This is a genomic window from Micromonospora sp. NPDC004551 (assembly GCF_040609975.1).
Taxonomy (GTDB): domain Bacteria; phylum Actinomycetota; class Actinomycetes; order Mycobacteriales; family Micromonosporaceae; genus Micromonospora.
Map to the genome: position 1 here is coordinate 588477 of NZ_JBEXLM010000001.1, position 21804 is coordinate 610280.

Annotated in this window: 22 protein-coding genes, 1 tRNA gene and 1 pseudogene; 17 read left to right on the top strand and 7 right to left on the bottom strand. The window is 72.0% G+C overall.

The genetic code is table 11. From position 1 onward, the window contains the following. Positions 1 to 69: 69 nt before the first annotated feature. Together ABZW14_RS02995 and ABZW14_RS03000 are read left to right on the top strand one after the other, a co-directional pair. Entirely contained in the window at positions 70 to 525 is a 456-nt protein-coding gene (locus ABZW14_RS02995; RefSeq protein WP_355338773.1) for a DUF4383 domain-containing protein, read from the top strand. Between the two features lie 115 nt (positions 526 to 640). Continuing rightward, complete coding sequence (locus ABZW14_RS03000) at positions 641 to 1117, top strand: DUF4383 domain-containing protein (protein ID WP_355338776.1); 477 nt, start codon at positions 641 to 643, stop codon at positions 1115 to 1117. Between the two features lie 7 nt (positions 1118 to 1124). Here ABZW14_RS03000 and ABZW14_RS03005 read toward each other — a convergent pair whose 3' ends face one another. Beyond that, the gene (locus ABZW14_RS03005; protein ID WP_355338779.1) at positions 1125 to 1808 is read right to left on the bottom strand and encodes a TetR/AcrR family transcriptional regulator; all 684 of its coding nucleotides are present in this window, start codon (positions 1806 to 1808) and stop codon (positions 1125 to 1127) included. A 41-nt stretch (positions 1809 to 1849) separates the two neighbouring features. After that, the gene (locus ABZW14_RS03010; protein ID WP_355338782.1) at positions 1850 to 2821 is read right to left on the bottom strand and encodes an acyl-CoA desaturase; all 972 of its coding nucleotides are present in this window, start codon (positions 2819 to 2821) and stop codon (positions 1850 to 1852) included. Between the two features lie 120 nt (positions 2822 to 2941). On the opposite strand from ABZW14_RS03010, the gene ABZW14_RS03015 reads away from it, so the two are divergent. From ABZW14_RS03015 to cysN, 9 genes and pseudogenes are all read left to right on the top strand, one after another. Then, on the top strand, positions 2942 to 3667 hold the full coding sequence (locus ABZW14_RS03015; RefSeq protein ID WP_355338784.1) for a helix-turn-helix domain-containing protein: 726 nt from the start codon (positions 2942 to 2944) through the stop codon (positions 3665 to 3667). Between the two features lie 15 nt (positions 3668 to 3682). Then, positions 3683 to 3754: transfer RNA gene (locus ABZW14_RS03020), tRNA-Gln, on the top strand. A 103-nt stretch (positions 3755 to 3857) separates the two neighbouring features. Next, a pseudogene (gene glmU / locus ABZW14_RS03025) lies at positions 3858 to 5384 on the top strand (bifunctional UDP-N-acetylglucosamine diphosphorylase/glucosamine-1-phosphate N-acetyltransferase GlmU). Positions 5385 to 5436: 52 nt separating this feature from the next. Beyond that, positions 5437 to 6417 (top strand): ribose-phosphate diphosphokinase, encoded by a 981-nt coding sequence (locus tag ABZW14_RS03030; protein ID WP_091260632.1) that lies wholly within the window; start codon positions 5437 to 5439, stop codon positions 6415 to 6417. Between the two features lie 298 nt (positions 6418 to 6715). Continuing rightward, positions 6716 to 7408 (top strand): 50S ribosomal protein L25/general stress protein Ctc, encoded by a 693-nt coding sequence (locus tag ABZW14_RS03035; RefSeq protein WP_355338787.1) that lies wholly within the window; start codon positions 6716 to 6718, stop codon positions 7406 to 7408. 97 nt (positions 7409 to 7505) lie between these two features. Then, on the top strand, positions 7506 to 8096 hold the full coding sequence (pth, locus tag ABZW14_RS03040; RefSeq protein WP_355338790.1) for an aminoacyl-tRNA hydrolase: 591 nt from the start codon (positions 7506 to 7508) through the stop codon (positions 8094 to 8096). A 94-nt stretch (positions 8097 to 8190) separates the two neighbouring features. Then, entirely contained in the window at positions 8191 to 9024 is an 834-nt protein-coding gene (locus tag ABZW14_RS03045; RefSeq protein ID WP_355338793.1) for an inositol monophosphatase family protein, read from the top strand. Between the two features lie 80 nt (positions 9025 to 9104). Continuing rightward, positions 9105 to 10016 (top strand): sulfate adenylyltransferase subunit CysD, encoded by a 912-nt coding sequence (gene cysD / locus ABZW14_RS03050; protein ID WP_355338796.1) that lies wholly within the window; start codon positions 9105 to 9107, stop codon positions 10014 to 10016. Beyond that, positions 10016 to 11320: a sulfate adenylyltransferase subunit CysN gene (gene cysN, locus ABZW14_RS03055; RefSeq protein ID WP_355338798.1), complete on the top strand. Its 1305-nt coding sequence runs from the start codon at positions 10016 to 10018 to the stop codon at positions 11318 to 11320. The genes cysD and cysN overlap by 1 nt, the downstream gene beginning before the upstream one ends. A gap of 57 nt (positions 11321 to 11377) precedes the next feature. Here the strand turns inward: cysN and galK are convergent, their stop codons facing one another. Beyond that, positions 11378 to 12544: a galactokinase gene (gene galK, locus ABZW14_RS03060; protein ID WP_355338801.1), complete on the bottom strand. Its 1167-nt coding sequence runs from the start codon at positions 12542 to 12544 to the stop codon at positions 11378 to 11380. Continuing rightward, entirely contained in the window at positions 12541 to 13470 is a 930-nt protein-coding gene (gene galE, locus ABZW14_RS03065) for a UDP-glucose 4-epimerase GalE (RefSeq protein WP_355339399.1), read from the bottom strand. The genes galK and galE overlap by 4 nt, the downstream gene beginning before the upstream one ends. A 229-nt stretch (positions 13471 to 13699) precedes the next feature. Between galE and ABZW14_RS03070 the strand changes: the two genes are divergently transcribed. The 6 genes from ABZW14_RS03070 (at position 13700) to ABZW14_RS03095 (ending at position 18265) form a co-directional block, all read left to right on the top strand. Beyond that, complete coding sequence (locus tag ABZW14_RS03070; RefSeq protein ID WP_355338804.1) at positions 13700 to 14725, top strand: hemolysin family protein; 1026 nt, start codon at positions 13700 to 13702, stop codon at positions 14723 to 14725. A gap of 33 nt (positions 14726 to 14758) precedes the next feature. Further along, complete coding sequence (gene trpS / locus ABZW14_RS03075; protein WP_355338807.1) at positions 14759 to 15784, top strand: tryptophan--tRNA ligase; 1026 nt, start codon at positions 14759 to 14761, stop codon at positions 15782 to 15784. A gap of 47 nt (positions 15785 to 15831) precedes the next feature. Beyond that, entirely contained in the window at positions 15832 to 16389 is a 558-nt protein-coding gene (locus ABZW14_RS03080) for a 2'-5' RNA ligase family protein (protein WP_355338810.1), read from the top strand. Positions 16390 to 16446: 57 nt separating this feature from the next. After that, on the top strand, positions 16447 to 17382 hold the full coding sequence (locus tag ABZW14_RS03085; protein WP_355338813.1) for a YhjD/YihY/BrkB family envelope integrity protein: 936 nt from the start codon (positions 16447 to 16449) through the stop codon (positions 17380 to 17382). Continuing rightward, the gene (locus ABZW14_RS03090) at positions 17379 to 17753 is read left to right on the top strand and encodes a GntR family transcriptional regulator (protein ID WP_355338816.1); all 375 of its coding nucleotides are present in this window, start codon (positions 17379 to 17381) and stop codon (positions 17751 to 17753) included. Before ABZW14_RS03085 ends, ABZW14_RS03090 begins: the two co-directional genes overlap by 4 nt. A gap of 74 nt (positions 17754 to 17827) precedes the next feature. Further along, complete coding sequence (locus tag ABZW14_RS03095) at positions 17828 to 18265, top strand: hypothetical protein (RefSeq protein ID WP_355338819.1); 438 nt, start codon at positions 17828 to 17830, stop codon at positions 18263 to 18265. Between the two features lie 3 nt (positions 18266 to 18268). On the opposite strand, the gene ABZW14_RS03100 is transcribed toward ABZW14_RS03095, so the two are convergent. From ABZW14_RS03100 to ABZW14_RS03110, 3 genes are all read right to left on the bottom strand, one after another. Further along, the gene (locus tag ABZW14_RS03100; protein ID WP_355338822.1) at positions 18269 to 18631 is read right to left on the bottom strand and encodes a VOC family protein; all 363 of its coding nucleotides are present in this window, start codon (positions 18629 to 18631) and stop codon (positions 18269 to 18271) included. Between the two features lie 156 nt (positions 18632 to 18787). Beyond that, positions 18788 to 20431: a glycoside hydrolase family 13 protein gene (locus ABZW14_RS03105; protein WP_355338825.1), complete on the bottom strand. Its 1644-nt coding sequence runs from the start codon at positions 20429 to 20431 to the stop codon at positions 18788 to 18790. Between the two features lie 138 nt (positions 20432 to 20569). Continuing rightward, on the bottom strand, positions 20570 to 21670 hold the full coding sequence (locus ABZW14_RS03110; protein WP_355338828.1) for a LacI family DNA-binding transcriptional regulator: 1101 nt from the start codon (positions 21668 to 21670) through the stop codon (positions 20570 to 20572). Positions 21671 to 21804: the final 134 nt, after the last annotated feature.

Below are 21804 nucleotides of genomic sequence, written 5' to 3' on the forward strand. Positions count from 1 at the left end.
GGCGTCACTGACGGGCGTGCGGGACAATCGCAGCCGACCCCTGTTCCGTTCGGCCTTGGAGACGCACAGATGGCCCACACCCCCGTCAACCACCCCGCGCGGCCTGTCTACCGGGCGATCGGCGGGCTCGTTGGTCTGTACTTCATCGTCTTCGGCGTGCTCGGCATCATCGCCAGCGCCGGCAACGACGTCCTCGCCCAGGACGACACCAAGGTCCTCGGCCAGGGCACCAACCTCGGCTTCTCGATGCTCACGATCCTGCTCGGGGCCGGGATCCTGGTCGGCACCGTGATCGGCCGCAACCTCGACGTGGCGATCAACCAGTGGCTCGCCTACGTCCTGATGGCCCTCGGCCTGGCCGAGCTGGCGTTCCTGCACACCGACGCCAACATCTTCAACTTCTCGATCATGACCGACATCGTGGTGCTCACCCTCTCGCTGGTGCTCCTGATGGTCGGCATGTACGGCAAGGTCGGCACCGACGAGGAGCACGAGGCCTGGCAGAAGGCCCGCCTGGTGCTCTGACCCGCAGCCACCCCCGAAGGCCCGGCGACCGCCGGGCCTTCGGCGTTTTCCGGGGACGGGAGCGGGTGCCTGGGGGGACAATTGCGCCAAATCAGTCAGCCGACCGGAGGCTCCCATGGCGCACTTCCCGGTGAACCACCCCGCACGGCCGCTCTACCGGGTGCTGTCCGGGCTCATCGGCCTCTACATCCTGGTCTTCGGCGTCTACGGCGTCTTCGAGACCTGGGGCGAAGGGCTGTTCAGCCGGGAGAACACCACGGCCCTCGGCCTCCGCACCAACCTGGCGTTCGCGCTGGTCTCCGTGGTCTTCGGCGCCTTCCTCATCATCGGCGCGTCCCGCCGCGGCAACCTCGGCCACTACATGAACCTGACCGCCGGGGCCGTCTTCCTGGTCACCGGCATCCTCATGATGGCCGTCCTGCAGACCTCGGCGAACTTCCTCAACTTCTCGATGTCCACCGTCCTCATCTCGCTGGTGTTCGGGCTGGTCCTGCTCGCCACCGGCCTCTACGACAAGGTCGGCACCGATGAGCACGCCGCCGAGGAACGGCGCCGCCGCAACCACCCCGTCGCCGAGGCCCACCAGCGCTGAACGCGGCTCAGCCCCGCTTGCGGACCGTGATCAGGCCCGGCTTCGCCTCCAGGTGCGACAGGCCGTTCCAGGCCAGATTCACCAGGTGCGCCGCCACCGTCTCCTTCCGCGGCTTGCGCACCTCCAACCACCAGCGCCCGGTCAACGCCACCATGCCCACCAGCGCCTGCGAGTAGAGCTCCGCCAGCTTCGGGTCGTAGCCCCGGCTCGAGAACTCCGCACCCAGGATGTGCTCCACCTGGTGCGCCACATCGTTCATCACGCTGCTGAAGTTGCCCGTCGCCGACATCAACGGCGACTCCCGGACCAGCACCCGGAACCCGCTGGTCTCCTCCTCGATGTACGTCAGCAGCGTCAACGCCGCCTGCTCCAGCAACTCCCGCGGATGCCCCGCCGTCAACGCCGTGGTGATCCGGTCCAGCAGCGAACGGACCTCCCGGTCCACCACCACCGCGTAGAGCCCCTCCTTGCCGCCGAAGTGCTCGTAGACCACCGGCTTGGAGACCTTCGCCCGGGCCGCCACCTCCTCGATCGAGGTGGCGTCGAACCCGCGCTCGGCGAAGATCTGCCGGGCGATCGAGATCAGTTGCTCACGCCGCTGGGTCGCGGACATCCGTACCCGGGAGGGCTTCGCCGCCGGGACGGCCCGCCGCCGGGCGGAGCTGGCGTCGCTGCCGGGAACGTCGGTCATTCGGCCCATCCTGCCAAACCCGCCCCACGCCGATCGACCGGTTACCGCGCCGGCCGGCCGCGCACCCGCCCCGGCTCCACCAGCTTCGCCGTGATCCGCTCCGGTTTCGGCCACCGCACCGACCAGGCCGCGCCCGCCTTCTCCAGCAGCCAGATCACCCGCGCCGACGGATCGACCTGCCCGCGCAGCACCCCGTGCCGCGCGCTCGTCGGCTCGGCGTGGTGCAGGTTGTGCCAGCTCTCCCCGAACGACAGCAGCGCCAGCGGCCAGAAGTTCGACGCCCGGTCGCCCTGCCGCACCGCGAACGGGCGCTCGCCGTAGACGTGGCACACCGAGTTGATCGACCAGGTGACGTGGTGCAGCAGCGCGATCCGGACCAGGCCGCCCCAGAAGAACGCGGTCAGCGCGCCCCGCCACGACCCGGTGAGCAGGCCGCCCATCGCCGCCGGCCCCAGCACCGACACCACCACCAGCACCGGGAACAGCCGGTCGACGCGCCGGGTGATCGGATCGGCCACCAGGTCCGGCGCGAACCGCTCCCGGTTGGACAGCTCCCGGTTGAACAACCAGCCCACGTGCGCGTGGAACAACCCCTTGGTCAGCCCGCCGATGCTCTCCCCGAACCGCCACGGCGAGTGCGGATCGCCCTCCTGGTCGGAGAACGCGTGATGCCGCCGGTGGTCGGCCACCCACTGGATGATCTCGCCCTGCACGGCGAACGAACCCGCGACCGCCAGGGTGGCCCGCAGCCACGGTTTCGCCTTGAACGAGCCGTGGGTGAAGTAGCGGTGGTAGCCGACGGTGATGCCGAGGCCGGACAACACGTACCAGAACGCGGCGACCAGCACGTCGGTCCAGCCCAGCCAGCCGCCCCAGGCGACCGGCACGGCGGCCAGCAGGGCGAGGAACGGGACGACCACGAAGGCCCACAGGGCGATCAGGATGCCGCGGGACTGGTGGCCCTGGGTCAGGGGCTTCGGCCCGCTGTCCGGGCCGGTAAGGGTGGTCGACATGGCACCTCCCAGTGGACGGGCTACGCCTACGTCACCGTAACCAGGAACGGCCTAGATCGCAGCGGACACGTCACTTCATCGATGACCCGACCTGTCGTACGCCCGCCCTAACCTGCCGGCATGACCGACCCGCTCGCCGAACTGCGCGACGCGGCGAGACGGCTGCGGGCCGAGGGCCACACGGTCAACCAGATCGCGGAGCAGTTGACGGTCGCCAAGTCGACGGCCTATCGCTGGGTGGGGCATCTCCCGCTCGACGGCTCCTCGGAGGCGGCCGGGCGGCGTCGCATCGAGGCGGACGCGCGTCGCGCAGTTCACCGGGCGGCCTCGCGGAAGCAGCGCGAGGACGCCGAACGCGAGGTGCAGGATGCGGCTGCCGCGTGGGTCGGGGCACCGGCCCTTCGGGAACTGATGCTCGTCGGCGCGGTGCTCTACTGGTGCGAGGGCACGAAGAGCAAGCCGGACAACCCCCGCTACGACCTCACCTTCACCAACAGTGACATCAGGCTGGTGGAACTGTTCGTCCGGTTCATCGAGGCCACCGGACGATCCCGTCAGGACCTTCGGTACCGGGTGAGCATTCACGAGAATGCGGACGCCGAGGCCGCCGGTCGGTGGTGGGCCGCTCAACTGGGGGTGGATCCGGGCTCGTTTCAGCGGCCGACCCTGAAGCGGCACAATCCGCGGACGACGCGGACGAACATCGGGGCGGACTACCGGGGTTGTCTCGTGGTACGTGTGCCGAGATCGCGGGAGCTCTACGTCTGGATCGAGGGCGTGGTGGAGGGTCTGGCCGCGCCGCGTGCCAAGGATCCGAGCCACCGGAAGGTGGACGACAGGCGCTAAGCTGTTGGCGACCCTTCGGCCGTGGTGTAACTGGCAACACCCAAGATTTTGGTTCTTGTGTTTCAGGTTCGAATCCTGGCGGCCGAGCAATTCTCTGGTATCGGTGCCCTTCTTGGGGTAAGCGGCGGCCTGCCCGGCTGTCTGGTTAGCATGGCCGCGAGACTGTCGCCGTCCCGACGGGAGCCACGTCGTGTCCCAGCCCCACCTCCGCACCGTTGTCGTGCTCGCCGCCGGTGAGGGCAAGCGGATGAAATCGGCCCTGCCCAAGGTGCTGCACCCGCTGCTCGGTCGTACCCTGCTCGGTCACGTGCTGGCCGCGGCCGAGCCGCTCGGCGCGGACCGCCAGGTGGTCGTGGTCGGCCACGGCGCCGACCAGGTGCGCGCGCACCTGGCCGAGATCGCCCCGGCGGCCACCCCGGTGCTCCAGGAGCGGCAGCTCGGCACCGGGCACGCGGTCCGGATCGCGCTGGACGCGGTCCCGGACGCCGCCGGCACCGTCGTGGTGATCAACGGGGATGTGCCGCTGCTGCGGCCGGAGACCGTGGCGGCCCTGGTCGAGGCGCACGAGAGCGCGGGCGCGGCGGCGACCGTGCTGGCCGCCGAGGTGCCCGACCCGGCCGGCCTGGGCCGGATCGTCCGCGACGTCGAGGGGCGGCTGGCGCAGATCGTCGAGGAGCGCGACGCCACCCCGGAGCAGCGCGCGCTGCGGGAGATCAACGCGGGCATCTACGCGTTCGACGTGGCGCGGCTGCGGGATGCGCTGGGCAAGCTCTCCACCGACAACGACCAGGGCGAGGAGTATCTGACCGACGTGTTCGGCCTGCTCCGGGACGCGGGGGAGCCGGTGGCGGTGCACTGCGCCGCCGACCACGTGGAGACGCTGGGGTGCAACGACCGGGTCGAGCTGGCCGCGCTGCGCCGGCTGCTGCGGGACCGGGTGAACGAGGGTTGGATGCGCACCGGGGTGAGCATCCTGGACCCGCACACGACCTGGATCGACGTGACGGTGACCGTCGAGCGGGACGCGGTGATCGACCAGAACACGCAGCTCCAGGGCGCGACGGTGGTCGGCGCGGGCGCGATGGTCGGGCCGGACACGACGCTGGTGGACACCACGGTCGGCGCGGGCGCGAGCGTGGTGCGCAGCCACTCGGTGGGCGCCGAGGTGGGCCCGGAGGCCAGCGTCGGGCCGTACGCGTACCTGCGGCCGGAGTCGCGGCTGGGCCGCAAGGCGAAGGTCGGCACGTTCGTGGAGACGAAGAAGGCCGCCATCGGCGAGGGTTCGAAGGTGCCGCACCTGTCGTACGTGGGTGACGCGACGATCGGCGAGCACAGCAACATCGGCGCGGCGACGGTGTTCGTCAACTACGACGGCGTGCAGAAGCACCACACGACGATCGGCAGTCACGCGCGCACCGGGGCGGACAACATGTTCGTGGCGCCGGTGCGGGTGGGCGACGGCGCGTACACGGCGGCGGGTTCGGTGATCATCTCGGATGTGCCGGCGGGGGCCATGGCGGTGGCCCGGGGTCAGCAGCGCAACGTCGAGGGCTGGGTGTTGCGCAAGCGGTCCGGCACGGCGGCTGCGGAGGCGGCGCAGCGGGCCCGCGAGGGTGCGTCGGAGTCGGCCCCCGCCGCAAGCGAAGGTGACTGAATCCACGGGCGGCCGGAGACCGTGGGAGGACCGGTGAACACGGGGGATACTGCAACCGAATAGTCCCCGGCTCACCGCCGCCGGGAACCACCGACATACGGGAGCAGACGGGCCCATGGGCAGCATCGTCGCCGAAAACCGCAAGAGCCTGATGCTCTTCTCCGGACGGGGTTTTCCGGAGCTGGCCAAGGAGATCGGTGAGGTGCTCGGCGTCGCGCCGACTCCTTCCGACTCGTACGATTTCGCCAACGGTGAGATCTTCGTACGTTTCAAGGATTCGGTTCGTGGTTCGGACGCCTTCGTAGTGCAGTCCGTGACGCACGGGGTGAACACCTGGGTCATGGAGACCCTGATCATGGTCGACGCGCTGAAGCGGGGTTCGGCCAAGCGGATCACGGTGGTCCTGCCGTTCTACCCCTACTCGCGGCAGGACAAGAAGCACCGCGGCCGGGAGCCGATCTCGGCCCGGCTGGTGGCGGACCTGCTGAAGACGGCGGGCGCGAACCGGATCCTGACGGTCGACCTGCACACGGCGCAGATCCAGGGCTTCTTCGACGGCCCGGTGGATCACCTGTTCGCCATGGACGTGCTGGCCGAGTACGTGGAGCACAAGTACGCGGGCCGGCCGATGACCGTGGTGGCTCCGGACTCGGGCCGGGTGCGGGTGGCCGAGCGGTGGACGGACCGGCTGGGTGGCTGCCCGCTGGCGTTCATCCACAAGACCCGGGATCCGCTGAAGCCGAACCAGGTGGTGGCGAACCGGGTGGTCGGTGAGGTCGAGGGCCGGGTCTGCCTGATCGTCGACGACATGATCGACACCGGTGGCACGATCACCAAGGCCGCCGACATCCTGAAGGAGTCGGGCGCGGCGGAGATCGTGGTGGCCTCCACCCACGCGCTGCTGTCGGACCCGGCGACCGAGCGGTTGAAGAACAGCCCGATCAGCGAGGTGGTCGTGACGAACACGCTGCCGCTGCCGCCGGAGAAGCAGCTCGACAAGCTGACCGTGCTGTCGATCGCCCCGCTGCTGGCCCGGGCGATCCGGGAGGTCTTCGACGACGGCTCGGTGACCACCCTTTTCGGTGGCCTGAGCTGAGTTCCGCGCCCGCCGGCGGCGGCTCTCGGGGAGGGTCGCCGCCGGTCGGGAAAGTGGCCGGCACGGTGTAGCCGGCGGTGATATGGGGACTGCCGGATAGCTCGGAAATCGCTCGGGTAGACTGGTGCGGTTGCCACGGCGAGGGTGCCCGGCGGGTCGCTGAAAAGCACCGCACGGAGGCGCCGTCATCGACGCGGTGCTCCGGGCGGTCGTTCATGACCTTGAGCCCCAGCGAGCCCCTCGCCCCAGCACCGCCAGACGACAAGCCGCCGCAGCGAAAAGCATCAGGAGTTTCCCCGTGTCCGAGGTAAAGATCAGCGCCGAGCCCCGCACCGAGTTCGGCAAGGGTGGTGCCCGTCGTACCCGCCGGGCCGGCAAGGTGCCCGCCGTGCTGTACGGCCACGGCGAGAAGCCCAAGCACATCGCGCTCCCGGCGCGTGAGTTCGCCGCCGCGATCCGCAAGGGCGGTGCGAACCAGCTCTTCGCGATCGAGGTCAGCGACGGCACCCAGGTGCTGGCGCTGCCGAAGGCGATCCAGCGTGACCCGATCAAGGACACCTTCGAGCACGTGGACCTGCTGCTGGTCCGCCGGGGCGAGAAGGTCACCGTCGAGGTCCCGGTCCAGCTGACCGGTGAGGCCGCGAAGGACACCCTGATCGTGCACGACCACGACACCCTCTCGGTGACCGCCGACGCCACCAAGGTGCCGGACCACCTGGAGGCCTCCATCGAGGGCGCCGAGGCCGGCACCCAGATCACCGCGGGCGACGTCGAGCTGCCGGCCGGTGTGGAGCTGGCCGCGGACGCGGAGCTGCCGGTCGCCTCGGTGACCGCCGCCCCGACCGCCGAGCAGCTCGAGGCCACCCTCCCCGAGGTCGAGGTCGCCGAGGAGGAGGCCGAGGCCGAGGTCGGCGAGGAGACCGCCGAGGCTCCGGAGGGTGCTCCGGCCGAGGGCGAGCCGGCTGCCGAGGAGCCGAAGACCGAGGCCTGATCGGCCCGCAGGCTGTGCGACAGGCGTCCCCGGTTCCCGGGGGCGCCTGTCGGCGTATCGGAGACGGGTCGGCGGGCAGAGCGGAAAGGGACGTGGCGTGACGGACGAGGCGGGGCCGTGGCTGGTGGTCGGCCTGGGCAACCCCGGTCGGGAGTACGCGGGCAACCGGCACAACGTCGGCTTCATGGTGGCCGAGCTGCTGGCCGGCCGGCTGGGCGGTAAGTTCGGCCGGCACAAGCGGGCGATGGGCGAGGTGGCCGAGGGGCGGCTGGGTTTCGGCGGCCCGAAGCTGGTGCTGCTCAAGCCGCTGACCTACATGAACCTCTCCGGCGGCCCGGTGGTCGCGCTGGCCCAGTTCCACAAGATCCCGCCGGAGCGGGTGATCGCGGTGCACGACGAGTTGGACATCCCGTACGGCCAGCTGCGGGTGAAGTGCGGCGGCGGCGAGGGCGGCCACAACGGCCTGCGCTCGATGTCGAAGTCGCTGGGCACCAAGGACTACGTGCGGGTGCGGTTCGGCATCGGCCGGCCGCCGGGCCGGCAGGACCCGGCCGACTACGTGCTGTCGGACTTCTCCTCGGCGGAGCGCAAGGAGCTGGAATTCCTGGTGGACCGGGCGGCGGACGTGGTGGAGTCGGTGGTCAGCAAGGGCGTGGAGCCGACGCAGAACCTGTACCACGGCGCCTGAGGCGCCGGGCGGGGCGTCCCGGGCGGGCCGGGTCCGGCCGGTAGTCTGCGCCTTTCTGACGTGTGCGAAGGCGGGCGACGGGAGCGGAAACACCATGGGCAGTCCTCCGATGATCGACGGCGCGTTCGCCCGGTGGCTGGCGGCGCGGGCCGGGCAGGCGCTGATGGGCCTGCGCGCGGAGCTGGGCTTCGCCGACGCGGGGGCGCTGAAGTCGGCCGGGGACAAGGTCTCGCACGATCTGATCCGCACCGAGCTGGCGAAGTGGCGGCCGGCGGACTCGGTGCTGTCGGAGGAGGACGAGGGTTCCCGGCTGGCCTGGACGGCCGAGGTGAGCAGCGACGCGGTGTCCCGGCTGAACGCCGACCGGGTCTGGATCATCGATCCGCTGGACGGCACCCGGGAGTTCGCGGAGGAGGGCCGCTCGGACTGGGCGGTGCACGTGGCGCTCTGGTCGCGCAGCGCGCCGACGCCGCACGGTCTGGTCGCGGGCGCGGTGGGCCTGCCGGCGCAGCACCGGGTGCTGGGCACGGACTACCCGCCGGCGTACCCGCCGATGACCCTGGAGGCCGCCACGGCGGGCGGCGGCAGGACCATCCGGTTGGCGGCCAGTCGTAGCCGTCCGCCGGTTTTCCTGACCGATCTGGCAGAGGACATCGGCGCCCATCTGGTTCCGATGGGCTCGGCGGGCGCGAAGATCGCCGCTGTGGTCACCGGCGAGGTCGACGCGTACATCCATGCGGGCGGTCAGTACGAGTGGGACTCGGCCGCTCCGGTCGCTGTGGCGACGGCCACCGGACTGCACGCTTCCCGGATCGACGGATCTGCGCTGAAATACAACGAGGCCGACCCACGCCTGCCCGACCTGCTGGTCTGCCGCAAGGATCTCGCCAGCCGGTTGCTTGCAGCGCTGCAGAGGCATTCCGGGTAGCCTGAGCGTTCTTCTTCACGAGTCCGACCGGAAAGGTCTGGAATCCCGATGTGCGGATCCGAGCGAATCGAGTTCGTGTCATGACGGCCCCCGCCGCGTACCAGGTGTCGCATCTGGACGCGCTCGAGGCGGAGAGCATCTTCGTGATGCGCGAGGTCGTCGCCGAGATGGAGCGCCCCGTGCTGCTCTTCTCCGGTGGCAAGGACTCGATCGTGATGCTCCGGTTGGCCCAGAAGGCGTTCGCCCCGGCCAACATCCCCTTCCCGGTGATGCACGTCGACACCGGGCACAACTTCCCCGAGGTTCTCGAATACCGGGACCAGCGCGTGGCCGAGCTGGGTCTGCAGCTCATCGTGGCCAGCGTGCCGGAGGCCCTCACCAAGGGGCTGGTGCGCGAGTCGGCCGACGGCATGCGCAACCGGATCCAGACCCCGGTGCTGCTCGACGCGGTGGAGAAGCACCGCTTCGACGCGCTGTTCGGCGGCGCCCGCCGGGACGAGGAGAAGGCCCGGGCCAAGGAGCGGGTGTTCAGCTTCCGCGACGAGTTCGGCCAGTGGGACCCGAAGAACCAGCGCCCCGAGCTGTGGGCCCTCTACAACGGCCGGCACCACCCGGGCGAGTCGATCCGGGTGTTCCCGCTCTCCAACTGGACCGAGCTGGACGTCTGGCACTACATCGCCCGGGAGCGGATCCCGCTGCCGTCGATCTACTACGCGCACCAGCGCGAGGTGATCGAGCGCGACGGCATGCTCTACGCGGTCAACGAGTTCTTCCGCGCCCGCGCCGGTGAGCAGCCGTTCAAGGCCCAGGTGCGGTACCGGACCGTGGGTGACGCCTCCTGCACCGCGGCGGTCCGTTCGGACGCCGACACGGTGGAGAAGGTGATCGAGGAGGTGGCCGCGACGCGGATCACCGAGCGCGGCGCGACCCGCGGCGACGACCGGGTCAGCGAGGCCGCCATGGAGGACCGCAAGCGGGAGGGCTACTTCTGATGAGCGTCGAGACTGTTGCGCCGGCCGAGGCCGACGCGTCGGCCCGGCCGATGGACCTGCTGCGGTTCGCCACCGCGGGCAGCGTCGACGACGGCAAGTCGACCCTGATCGGCCGGCTGCTGTACGACACGAAGTCGCTCTTCACCGACCAGCTCGCCGCGGTCGAGGCGGTCAGCGCGGCCCGGGGCGACGAGTACACCAACCTGGCGCTGCTCACCGACGGCCTGCGCGCCGAGCGGGAGCAGGGCATCACCATCGACGTGGCGTACCGCTACTTCGCCACGCCGCGGCGGAAGTTCATCATCGCGGACACGCCGGGGCACATCCAGTACACCCGGAACATGGTCACCGGTGCCTCCACCGCCGACCTGGCGCTGATCCTGGTGGACGCGCGCAAGGGCCTGGTGGAGCAGTCCCGCCGGCATGCGTTTCTGTGCTCGCTGCTGCGGGTGCCGCACCTGGTCCTCTGCGTCAACAAGATGGACCTGGTGGACTGGTCGCAGGAGGTGTTCGAGCAGATCGCCGACGAGTTCACCGCGTTCGCCGCGAAGCTCGACGTGCCGGACCTGACCGTGGTGCCGATCTCCGCGCTGCAGGGCGACAACATCGTCACCCGCTCGGAGAACATGCCCTGGTACGAGGGCCCGTCGCTGCTGCACCACCTGGAGCGGGTGCACATCGCGTCGGACCGCAACCTGGTCGACGTCCGCTTCCCGGTGCAATATGTGATCCGGCCGCAGTCCACCACCGTCACCGATTACCGGGGCTACGCGGGCCAGGTGGCCTCGGGCGTGCTCAAGGCCGGTGACGAGGTGATGGTGCTGCCCTCGGGCTTCACCAGCCGGATCGCCGCCGTGGAGACCGCCGACGGCCCGGTGGAGGAGGCGTTCCCGCCGATGTCGGTGACCGTCCGGCTGGCCGACGAGATCGACATCTCGCGCGGCGACATGATCTGCCGGCCGAACAATGCCCCGACCGTCGCGCAGGACATCGAGGCGATGATCTGCTGGATGGATGAGACCCGTCCGCTCCAGGTCGGCGGCAAGTACGCCATCAAGCACACCACCCGCTCGGCGCGGGCGATCGTGCGCGGGCTGCACTACCGGCTGGACATCAACTCGCTGCACCGTGACGAGACGGCCGGCGAGCTGAGGCTCAACGAGATCGGCCGGGTGCGGCTGCGCACCACGGTCCCGCTGCTGGCCGACGAGTACCGGCGCAATCGCACCACGGGCGGGTTCGTCATCATCGACGAGACCACCAACCGCACCGTCGGCGCCGGCATGATCGTCGAGGCCGGCTGACGAGGATCGCACGTGCGAAGGCCCCCGGTCGGTCGACCGGGGGCCTTCCGTTCTTCGTCAGTCGAGGCGGGCCGCGCCGCCGGCCGGGAGGACGGTGCGGGTGCCGGGCGCGGCGAAGCCGCGGTCGGCGTACGCGGCGGTCACGGCGGCCGCCACGGCGTCGGCGGCGTCCGCGTCGACCAGCGCGAGGACGCAGCCGCCGAAGCCGCCGCCGGTCATGCGGGCCCCGTACGCCCCGGCGGCCAGGGCCGCCTCGACCGCGGTGTCGATCTCCGGCACGGTGATCTCGAAGTCGTCCCGCATCGAGGTGTGCGAGGCGGTCAGCAGCGGGCCGATGTCGCGGACCCGGCCGGCGCGCAGCAGGTCGACCGTGTCGAGCACCCGCTGGTCCTCGGTGACCACGTGCCGGACCCGGCGGCGGGTCTCGTCGTCGTCGAGCCGGGCCAGCGCGGCGTCCAGGTCGCCGGTGGCGACGTCGCGCAGTGCGGCCACGCCGAGCGCCTCGGCCGCCCGCTCGCAGGACTTGCGGCGGGCGGCGTACTCGCCGTCGGCGTGCCGGTGCGGGGCGCGGCTGTCGACCACCAGCACGGCCAGCCCGGCGGCGTCCAGGTCGAACGGGATCTGCTCGACCTCCTCGGTGCGGCAGTCGAGGAAGAGGGCGTGCCCGGACCGGCCGCGGATCACCGCGGACTGGTCCATGATGCCGGTGGGCGCGCCGACGTAGTCGTTCTCGGCCCGCTGGGCGAGCCGCGGCCAGCGGTCGGTGGGCAGGTTGAGCCCGCCCAGCTCGACCAGGGCGGCGAGCACCGCAGCCTCGATGGCCGCCGACGAGGAGAGCCCGGAGCCGACCGGCACGTCGGAGGCGATGGCCAGCCGGGCGCCGGGCACGTCGTGGCCGGCCGCGCGCAGCGCCCAGACGACCCCGGCCACGTAGGCGGCCCAGCCGTCGACGCGGCCGGGCTCGTCGGCCTCGGCCGGCCCGAACTCCACGGGCTCGTCGTCCAGCTCCGACCACACGGACCAGCGCCCGTCGCCGGTGGCCGCCGCGGCGACCACGGTACGCAGCGGCAGCGCGAAGGGCAGCACGAATCCGTCGTTGTAGTCGGTGTGCTCACCGATCAGGTTGACCCGGCCGGGAGCCGCCCAGCGGCCCGCGGGCTCCGTGCCGTACCGCTGCCGGAAGCCGGCGGTGGCGCGGGCCGCGACGTCACCGGCAGCGCTCATTGCCGGCCCAGGATGTGCGTGCGGTAGAACTCCCAGGCGTCGCCGACCATGTCCTGGAGGGTGGGCTTCTCCGGCGTCCAGCCCAGCTCGGCGCGGGCCAGCGCGGAGGAGGCGACCAGTTCGGCGGGGTCGCCCTCGCGGCGCGGGGCCACCTCGACCGGTACGGGGTGCCCGGTGACCTCGCGGACCACCTCGATCACCTGGCGGTTGGTGAAGCCGTTGCCGTTGCCCAGGTTGTAGATGCGGTGCCGGCCGGCGGTGGCGGCGTCGAGGGCCAGCAGGTGCGCGCGGGCCAGATCCTCGACGTGGATGTAGTCGCGGACGCAGGTGCCGTCGGCGGTCGGGTAGTCGTCGCCGAAGAGTTGGAGCTTGTCGCGCCGGCCGGCGGCCACGTCGAGGGCGAGCGGGATGAGGTGGGTCTCGGGGTCGTGCCGTTCGCCGATCACCCGTCCGTCGTGCCGGTAGGCCCCGGCCACGTTGAAGTAGCGCAGCGAGACGGCGGCCAGGTCGTGCGCGACCGCCTCGGAGGTGAGCGCCATGTCGACGGCCAGCTTGGTGGCCCCGTAGGTGTTGGTGGGGGCCTTGACGGCGGTCTCCGGGATGGGCAGCTCGGTGGGGTTGCCGTAGACGGCTGCGGTGGAGGAGAAGACCAGCCGGGGCACCCCGGCGGCGCGGACCGCGTCGATCAGGGCGAGCGAGCCGACTGTGTTGGTCTGCCAGTAGAGCTCCGGCTTGACCATCGACTCGCCGGCGGCGATGAGGGCGGCGAAGTGCAGCACGCCGTCGAAGCCGGCGTCGGGAGTGAGCACCCGGGCGGCCTCGTGGATCGGCAGGTCGACGTGGGTCGCCTCGGGCGCGAGCGCCGCCCGGTGGCCGGTGCGCAGGTCGTCCAGCACGGTCACCTCGTGACCGTGGTCGAGCAGCATCCGGGTCACCACGCTGCCGATGTAACCGGCGCCGCCGGTGACGAGCAGTTTCACGTCGCTCCTCCTGCCTCGGCCGCCTGCCGCGGCGGCCGTCCGTGATCACCCTACGGCCGCGGGCTGTGTCGCGGCTGCGAGTGAGGCCGTCCGCTATTCCACCACAATCCTTCATGATTGAACAGATCCGAACATCACCCGGAGTGCCCGGCGTCCGCTGTCTACCATCCTTGTCATGCGGGAGGGAGGTGGTCCCGGGCCCCGGCGACGTCCGTCGGGGCGGCCCAGACGCGAACCGGGACCCGTGGCCCGCACCGTGGCCCGCCTCGTGGTGCGGGCCGCCGACGGCGCCACCCGCCTGGTCACCGACCTGCTCGGGGCCAGCCCGACGGCCGGCCGTGAGCAGATCAGCGAGGCCGAGCTGCGCGACCTGGTCGCCGCCAGCACGGTGCTCGACCCGGACGAGCGGCGCATCATCGACGAGGTGCTGGTGGCCGGCGCGCGGCTGATCCGCGAGGTGATGGTGCCGCGCACCGAGGTGGTCTTCCTCGCCACCGGGCTCACCCTGCCCGAGGCCGAGCGGCTGGTCCGGGCCGAGCCGCACACCCGCTACCCGGTGGTCGACGGCACGAAGGACGACGTGGTCGGCTTCGTCCACCTGCGCGACCTGCTGCTGCGCCCCGAGCGGGACCCGCGCGCCACCGTCGCCGAGCTGACCCGTGAGGTGAAACGGCTGCCCGGCAGCAAGCGGGTGCTGGCCGCGCTCACCGAGATGCGCCGCGAGGGCCACCACCTGGCCGTGGTGGTCGACGAGTACGGCGGCACCGCCGGCATCGTCACCTGCGAGGACCTGGTCGAGGAGCTGGTCGGGGAGATCCACGACGAGGACGACGCGCCGCCCGACCCGGCCCACGACGGGCTGCCCGCCGTGGTCGACGGCCGGCTCAACCTGGCCGACTTCGCCGAGCGCACCGGGGTGCCGCTGCCCGCCGGGCCGTACGAGACGGTCGGCGGGTTCGTGATGGCCGCCCTCGGCCGGTTGCCGGTCACCGGCGACGAGGTGCCGGTGGCCGCCGACCCGGACGAGGCCGGCGGGCCCGTCCCGGACGACCCGCCCGGCGGCTGGCTGCTGCGGGTGGTGGCCCTCGACGGGCGGCGGGTGTCCCGCCTCGCCGTCTCCACGGCCCGCCTGCCCGAGCCGCGGCGCGAGGTCACGGCCCCGCTCCCGCCCGTGCCCGCCCGACCCACCGGCCCGTCATGACGGCCGCCGGGGCTTGCTGACAGAATTGCCGGCATGTCCGACGTACCCGCCCGCCCGCGCGTCTTCTCCGGCATCCAGCCGACGGCCGACTCGTTCCACCTCGGCAACTACCTGGGCGCGGTACGGCACTGGGTGGCCCTCCAGGAGAGCCACGACGCGTTCTACTGCGTGGTGGACCTGCACGCGATCACCGCCGGGCACGACCCGAAGGTGCTCAAGCAGCGCAGCCGCATCGCCGCCGCGCAGCTCTTCGCGGTCGGCCTCGACCCGGAGCGCAGCACCCTGTTCGTCCAGTCGCAGGTGCCCGAGCACCCGCAGCTGGCCTGGGTGCTCGGCTGCATCACCGGCTTCGGCGAGGCGAGCCGGATGACCCAGTTCAAGGACAAGTCGCAGAAGCAGGGCAGCGAGCGGGCCAGCGTCGGCCTGTTCACCTATCCGATCCTCCAGGCCGCCGACATCCTGCTCTACCAGGCGCACGCGGTGCCGGTCGGCGAGGACCAGCGGCAGCACCTGGAGCTGTCCCGCGACCTGGCCCAGCGGTTCAACTCGCTGTTCGGCCCGACCTTCACGGTGCCCGCGCCGCACATCGTCAAGGACACCGCGAAGATCACCGACCTTCAGGACCCGACGGCCAAGATGTCGAAGTCGTCCTCCTCCCCAGCCGGCATCATCGACCTGCTGGAGGAGCCGGCCCGCTCGGCCAAGAAGATCCGCTCCGCGGTCACCGACACCGGGCGGGAGATCGTCTTCGACGCCGAGGGCAAGCCGGGCATCTCCAACCTGCTCACCATCTACTCGGCGTTGTCCGGCCGGGGCATCGACGACCTCGTGGCCGCGTACGACGGCAAGGGCTACGGCGATCTGAAGAAGGACCTCGCCGAGGTGGTCCGGGAGTTCGTCACCCCGATCCAGGAGCGCACCCGCGCCTACCTGGACGACCCGGCGCAGCTCGACAAGCTGCTCGCGCAGGGCGCCGAGAAGGCCCGCGCGGTCGCCGCCCCCACCCTGCACACCGTGTACGAGCGGATCGGCTTCTTCCCGCCGGTCCGGTTCGAGTAGCGGCCCGGGCACGGCGGGAACGGGTGTCGCAGTCGGTGGCCGGAGGGATGGCGCGCAGCGTGGATGGCAGGGACGGGGCGCCGGACGCCGGTGAGACGATCCAGATCGGGATCGCGGTCGACATCCCGGAGCCGTGGGGCGGGATGCTCACCCGCCGGCGGATCGAGGCCGGTGATCCGCTTGCCGTCCCGGCGCACGTCACGCTGCTCGGGCCCACCGAGATCCCGGTGCACGCGCTGCCGGCCGTCGAGGAGCACCTGGCCCGGGTGGCCGCCACCCACCTGCCGTTCACGCTGCACCTGCGGGGCACCGGCACGTTCCGGCCGGTCACCCAGGTGGTCTTCGTGGCGGTGGCCGCCGGGATCAGCGAGTGTGAACTGCTCGCCGCCGCCATCAACGCGGCCCCCGAACTGCACCGCGAGGCGCGCTTCCCGTACCACCCGCACGTGACGGTGGCCCAGGACGTGCCGCCGGAGGTGCTCGACAAGGCGTACGAGGACCTGGCCGACTTCTCCGCCCTCTTCGAGGTGGAGGCGTTCACGCTCTTCTCGCACAGCGGGGCCACCCGGTGGCAGCCCCGCCGCGACTTCCGCCTCGGCGGCTGAGCTGAGCGCGCGGCCGGCCTGCCGACACCGCGCCGGGAGATCGGCGAGGATGGCGGGGTGAACGTCATCGGCCGGATCGAGGCGGCGCTCGGTCGCCGCGTCGACGCGGTCCGGGCCCGCTCGTCGGCCTTCGACCACGTGTGGCGGGCCGGGGCGCTCTACGCCGACCTGCTCGGTGGCCGGCTGGCCGCCGCCATCGCCTACTACGGCTTCTTCGCCGTGTTCGCGCTGGCCCTGGTCGCGTACTGGATCTTCGGCACGATCCTTCAGGACAACCGCGAGGTCAGCCGGGCGGCGGCCGACTTCCTGGAGGGGAACCTGCCGTTCCTCGACCCCCAGCAGATCGCCGAGAGCAGCAACACCGTCGGCGTGATCGGCCTGGTCATCCTGGTCTTCACCGGGATCGGCTGGGTCGAGGCGATCCGCTCCTCGCAGCGGCTCATGTACGGCTTCAACCAGCAGCCCGGCAACCTGGTGGTCCGCCGCCTGGTCGACCTGGGGGTGCTGGTCGCGGTGTTCGTGCTGCTCGGCGTCTCGGTGGCGGCCGTGGACGCGCTGGAGTCGCTGCTGCGGTTCCTGCTGCGCAGTACCGGGTCGGTCGGGCTCACCACGGTCAGTGCGGTGCTCAGCGTGCTGGTCAACGCGGTGCTGGCCACCGCGCTGCTGGTGGCGGTGCCCCGGTTGCGGATGAGCCGCCGCCGGCTGCGCCCCGCCGTGCTGGCGGTCGCCGTCGGCATCACGCTGCTCAACACCGTCGGGCGCTACTACGTGGTGCGCACCGAGCGGAACCCGGCGTACACCGTGGTGGCCACGGCGGTGGGGCTGCTGCTCTACCTCTACCTGCTCAACCAGATGGTGCTCTTCGGCGCCGCACTGGCCGCCACCAGCCGCTACGGGCGGGTGGTGGACCTCGCCGAGGGCGGCGCCGCGCGGGAGGTGGACGTGGAGGTCGACGAGGAGACCGACCCGGGCACGCCGGGAGGGGCGGGATGAGCACGCGGATCCGCATCGACCAGGACTCGGCGGTGCCCCCGTACGAGCAGGTGCGCGGGCAGCTCGCGGGCATGATCGGTGACGGCCGGCTGCCGGTCGGCACCCGGCTGCCCGCGGTCCGGCAGCTCGCCGCCGACCTCGGTCTGGCCGTGAACACCGTGGCGCGGGCGTACCGGGAGCTGGAGTCCGCCGGGCTGGTGCAGACCCGGGGCCGGCACGGCACCGTGGTGGCCCCCGGGCGCGATGACGCCGCCGACCGCCTGCACCGGGCCGCCGCGGCGTACGCCGCCGAGGCGCTCCGCCTGGGCGTCCCGCCGGACCGCGCGGTCGCCCTGGTCCGTGCGGCTCTGGACGCCGGTACGCACGGGTGAGAGCGGCCGCCGGAGAGGGGGGAGTTGGCGTGAATGAGCCGCCCGTCCGCGCCGCGACCGACCATGATGGGCCGGTGGGCGCACTCGTGACACTGGACCTGCCGGACGACTCGCCGATGCTAAGCCTGCCGTGGATCATCACGTTCGGCCCGCTCGGCGACGACGACGAGTGGGAACCGGTGGTCTGCGGCCCGTACGAGCGGCCGCACGCGCTCGCCCTGGCCGAGGCGGTGGTGGCCGAGGAGCAGCTCATGGCGGTGGTGGAGCCGCTGCTGCCGGCGCTGACGCCCGACGAGATCCGCAGCGAGATCGCCGCCGCGCAGATCGCCGCCGAGGACGAGGCGGCCCGGATCGACCAGGCGGACCTCTACGGCGACTTCGAGGACGTCATCGACGAGGAGCTGGAGCTGGCCGCCGAGCGGGAGCCGGAGCCGGCGAACCCGCCCAGCCGGGACGAGGTCCGGGCCGGTCTCGCCCGGATCGCGCAGATGCTCACCAGCCGGGGGGCCTGAGGGTCAGCTCGGCGGCCCGTCGAGCACGCAGAACTCGTTGTCCTCCGGGTCGGCGAGCACCACGAAGCCCTCCGTACCGGTCTGCCCCACGTCGACCCGCCGGGCGCCCAGGCCGATGAGCCGGTCGACCTCGGCCGCCGGGTCGCCGTCGGAGACCAGGTCCGGGTGGAGCCGGTTCTTGCCCCGCTTCGGGGTTCCGCTGCCCTGCAACCAGACCGTCGGGCCGGGCCGGCCGGGCGGCGGGTAGAGCTTCGCGCTGCCGTCGCGGCCCTGCCGGACCGTGTAGCCGAGGGCGGCCGACCAGAAGGCGGCCATCCGATCGACGTCGTTGACATCGAGCGTGTACTGCGCCAGGTGTGTGGTCATCACCTGGTGGTACCCCACGGTCCCAGATGGACACCGACCCCTCGGGAACCGAAGAGTCCCCGAGGGGCCGGCGCCACCTCACCCCCCACCACAAGGGGTCGGTAGCCCAGCCGCCCGTCGGCGCGGGGCACAACGGACGACCAGGTCAATGGCGGGTTACCCGGCCCAGCGCCGTTCGAACCACGCAGCCGCGTCGACCGGCAGGACGTGGCCGTCGCCCCGCTCGGTGAGACCGGCGCTGGCGACGACCGGCCGGCCGTGTCCGGCGACCGTCACCTCCGCGCCGCTGAGGTTGACCACGCAGGTCAGTTCGGCGTCGCCGGCGGTGCGGCGGAACGCCAGCACCCCGGGCTCGGTCTCCAGCCAGGTGACGCCGCCGGCGCCGGCCAGCGCCGGATGGTCGTGCCGGATCCGCAGCGCGGCACGGTAGAGCTCCAGCGTCGAGCCGGTCACCCCGGCCTGCGCGGCCACCGACAGGGCACGCCAGGTGGCCGGGGCCGGCAGCCAGCTCAGCTCGCTGCCCTCCGGGCCGAAGCCGTACGGGGCCAGCTCGCCGCTCCACGGGATCGGCACCCGGCAGCCGTCCCGGCTCTCGCCGGTGCGCAGGAACGCCGGGTCCTGCCGCAGCTCGTCGGGGAGGTCCAGCACCTCGGGCAGGCCCAGCTCCTCGCCCTGGTAGACGTAGGCGCAGCCGGGCAGGGCGAACATCAGCAGGGCGGCGGCCCGGGCGCGGCGCAGGCCGACCTCCCCGTCGCCGTACCGGGTCACGTGCCGCTGCCGGTCGTGGTTGGAGAGCACCCAGGTGGTCGGCGCTCCCACGATGGTCGACTCGGCGAGCGCCGTGTCGATCACCTTGCGGAACGAGTCGGCCGACCAGGTGGCGTCGAGGAAGTCGAAGCTGAACGCCTGGTGCAGCTCGTCCGGGCCGATGTAGCGCGCCAGCCGCTGCGGCGTCTCCGCCCACGCCTCGGCCACCGCCATCCGGCCGCCCGGGTAGCTGTCCAGGATCGGCCGCCAGGCGCGGTAGATGTCGTGCACCTCGTCCTGGTCGAAGTAGGGCAGCCGGCCCTTGCCCAGCAGCTCGGACTGGCGCTGGCCGGTGGTCATCGAGTTGAAGCCGACGTCCGGCAGGCCCTCGGCCTTGATCATCCCGTGCGCCACGTCGATGCGGAAGCCGTCCACGCCCCGGTCGAGCCAGAACCGCAGGATGTCCTCGAACTCCGCGCGCACCTCCGGGTGGCGCCAGTTGAGGTCGGGCTGGGCCGGGTCGAACAGGTGCAGGTACCACTGGCCGTCGGCGACCCGGGTCCAGGCGGGGCCGCCGAAGATGCTCTCCCAGTCGTTCGGCGGCAGCTCGCCCTGCTCGCCCGTGCCCTCGGCGAAGAGGTAGCGCTCGCGCTCGGGGGAGCCGGGGCCGGCGGCCAGCGCCGCGGTGAACCACGGGTGCGCGCTGGAGGTGTGGTTGGGCACCAGGTCCACGATGATCCGCAGGCCCAGGGCGTGCGCGTCGGTGATCATCGCGTCGAAGTCGGCCAGGTTGCCGAAGAGCGGATCCACGTCCCGGTAGTCGGCCACGTCGTAGCCGGCGTCGACCTGGGGCGAGGTGTAGAAGGGGGTCAGCCAGAGCGCGTCCACCCCGAGGTCGCGCAGGTACGGCAGGCGCTGCCGGATGCCCTGGAGGTCCCCGACGCCGTCACCGTTCGCGTCCGCGAAGCTGCGGACGTAGACCTGGTAGACGGCCGCGGACCGCCACCAGTCGTCGTCGGCGGTCAGCGGCGTGGGGTGGGGGGCGGAGGTCATCGGTGTGGATCCCCGTTCTCTGGCGCGGGACGGCGGCGCCCGGCGCGGCATCGGTGGTGGCACCGGGCGTCTGAGCAGAATGCCGCCCTAGCGCTGCAAGAGTCAAGCATTCCTTGCGCAAGAACTGACGGCAAGGGGTCAGGCGGGGACCGCAAGGGTGGGGTCGACGGAGGAGGGGCGCTGGCGCTGCGGGCCCCCGGCGCCGGCCGGGCGGGCCACCGCCGTCGAGCCGCGCACCACCAGCTCCGGGCGGAACAGGTACTCGGAGTTCGGGGCGGCGTGCCCGTTGATCTCGTCGACCAGCGCGCGGACGGCGGCCACCGCCATGGCGGCGACCGGCTGGCGCATGGTGGTCAGCGGCGGGTCGGTGAAGGCCATCAGCGGGGAGTCGTCGTAGCCGACCACCGAGACGTCACCGGGGACCGTGAGGCCGCGTTGCCGGGCGGCCCGGACCGCGCCCAGCGCCATGAGGTCGGAGCCGCAGACCAGGCCGGTGACGCCGCGCTCGATGAGCCGGCCGGCGGCGGCCTCGCCGCCCTCGACACCGAACAGGGAGAGCTCGGCCAGCTCGGCGACCTCCGCCTCGCCGGTGCCGACCAGCCGGCTCATCGCGGAGCGGAAACCGGCCACCCGGCGCTGCACCGGCACGAACCGGTCCGGGCCGGTGATCAGGCCGATCCGCCGGTGGCCGAGCGCGACCAGGTGCGCGACGGCCAGCTCGGTGGCCTCACCGTCGTCGCAGGAGACGAAGGGCGCCGCGATGCCGGGCGCGTACCCGTTGATCATGACGATCGGGAGTGGACGGGCGATCAGCGCCCGGTACCGGTCGTGGTTGGCGGCGGTGTCGGCGTGCAGGCCCGAGACGAAGACGATCCCGGAGACCTGCCGGTCGAGCAGCATCTCGACGTACTCGTCCTCGGTGACGCCGCCGGGGGTCTGCGTGCAGAGCACCGGGGTGAACCCGCTCTGCGCCAGCGTCGACTCGATGACCTGGGCGAAGGCCGGGAAGATGGGATTGTCCAGCTCGGGCACCACGAGGCCGACCAGCCCGGCGCTGCGCTTGCGCAGCCGGGCGGGGCGCTCGTAGCCGAGCACGTCGAGGGCGGTGAGGACGGCCTGCCGGGTCTCCGGGGCCACTCCGGGGCGGTCGTTGAGCACCCGCGACACCGTGGCCTCGCTGACTTCGGCCTGTTGGGCGATGTCGGACAGTCGAGCGCGCATGGCGGCACTGTAGCTCACCGGTAAGTTCTTGCGTACGCTCCTGCAAGCCCTTCCATTCCCTGCAACCTCTTGCTAACGTCCCCGCAACATGCGAGAGCAGCGGCGCAGCATCCGTGCGCCGGTCAGCAAGAAATTTCGAGGTTCCCACTGGC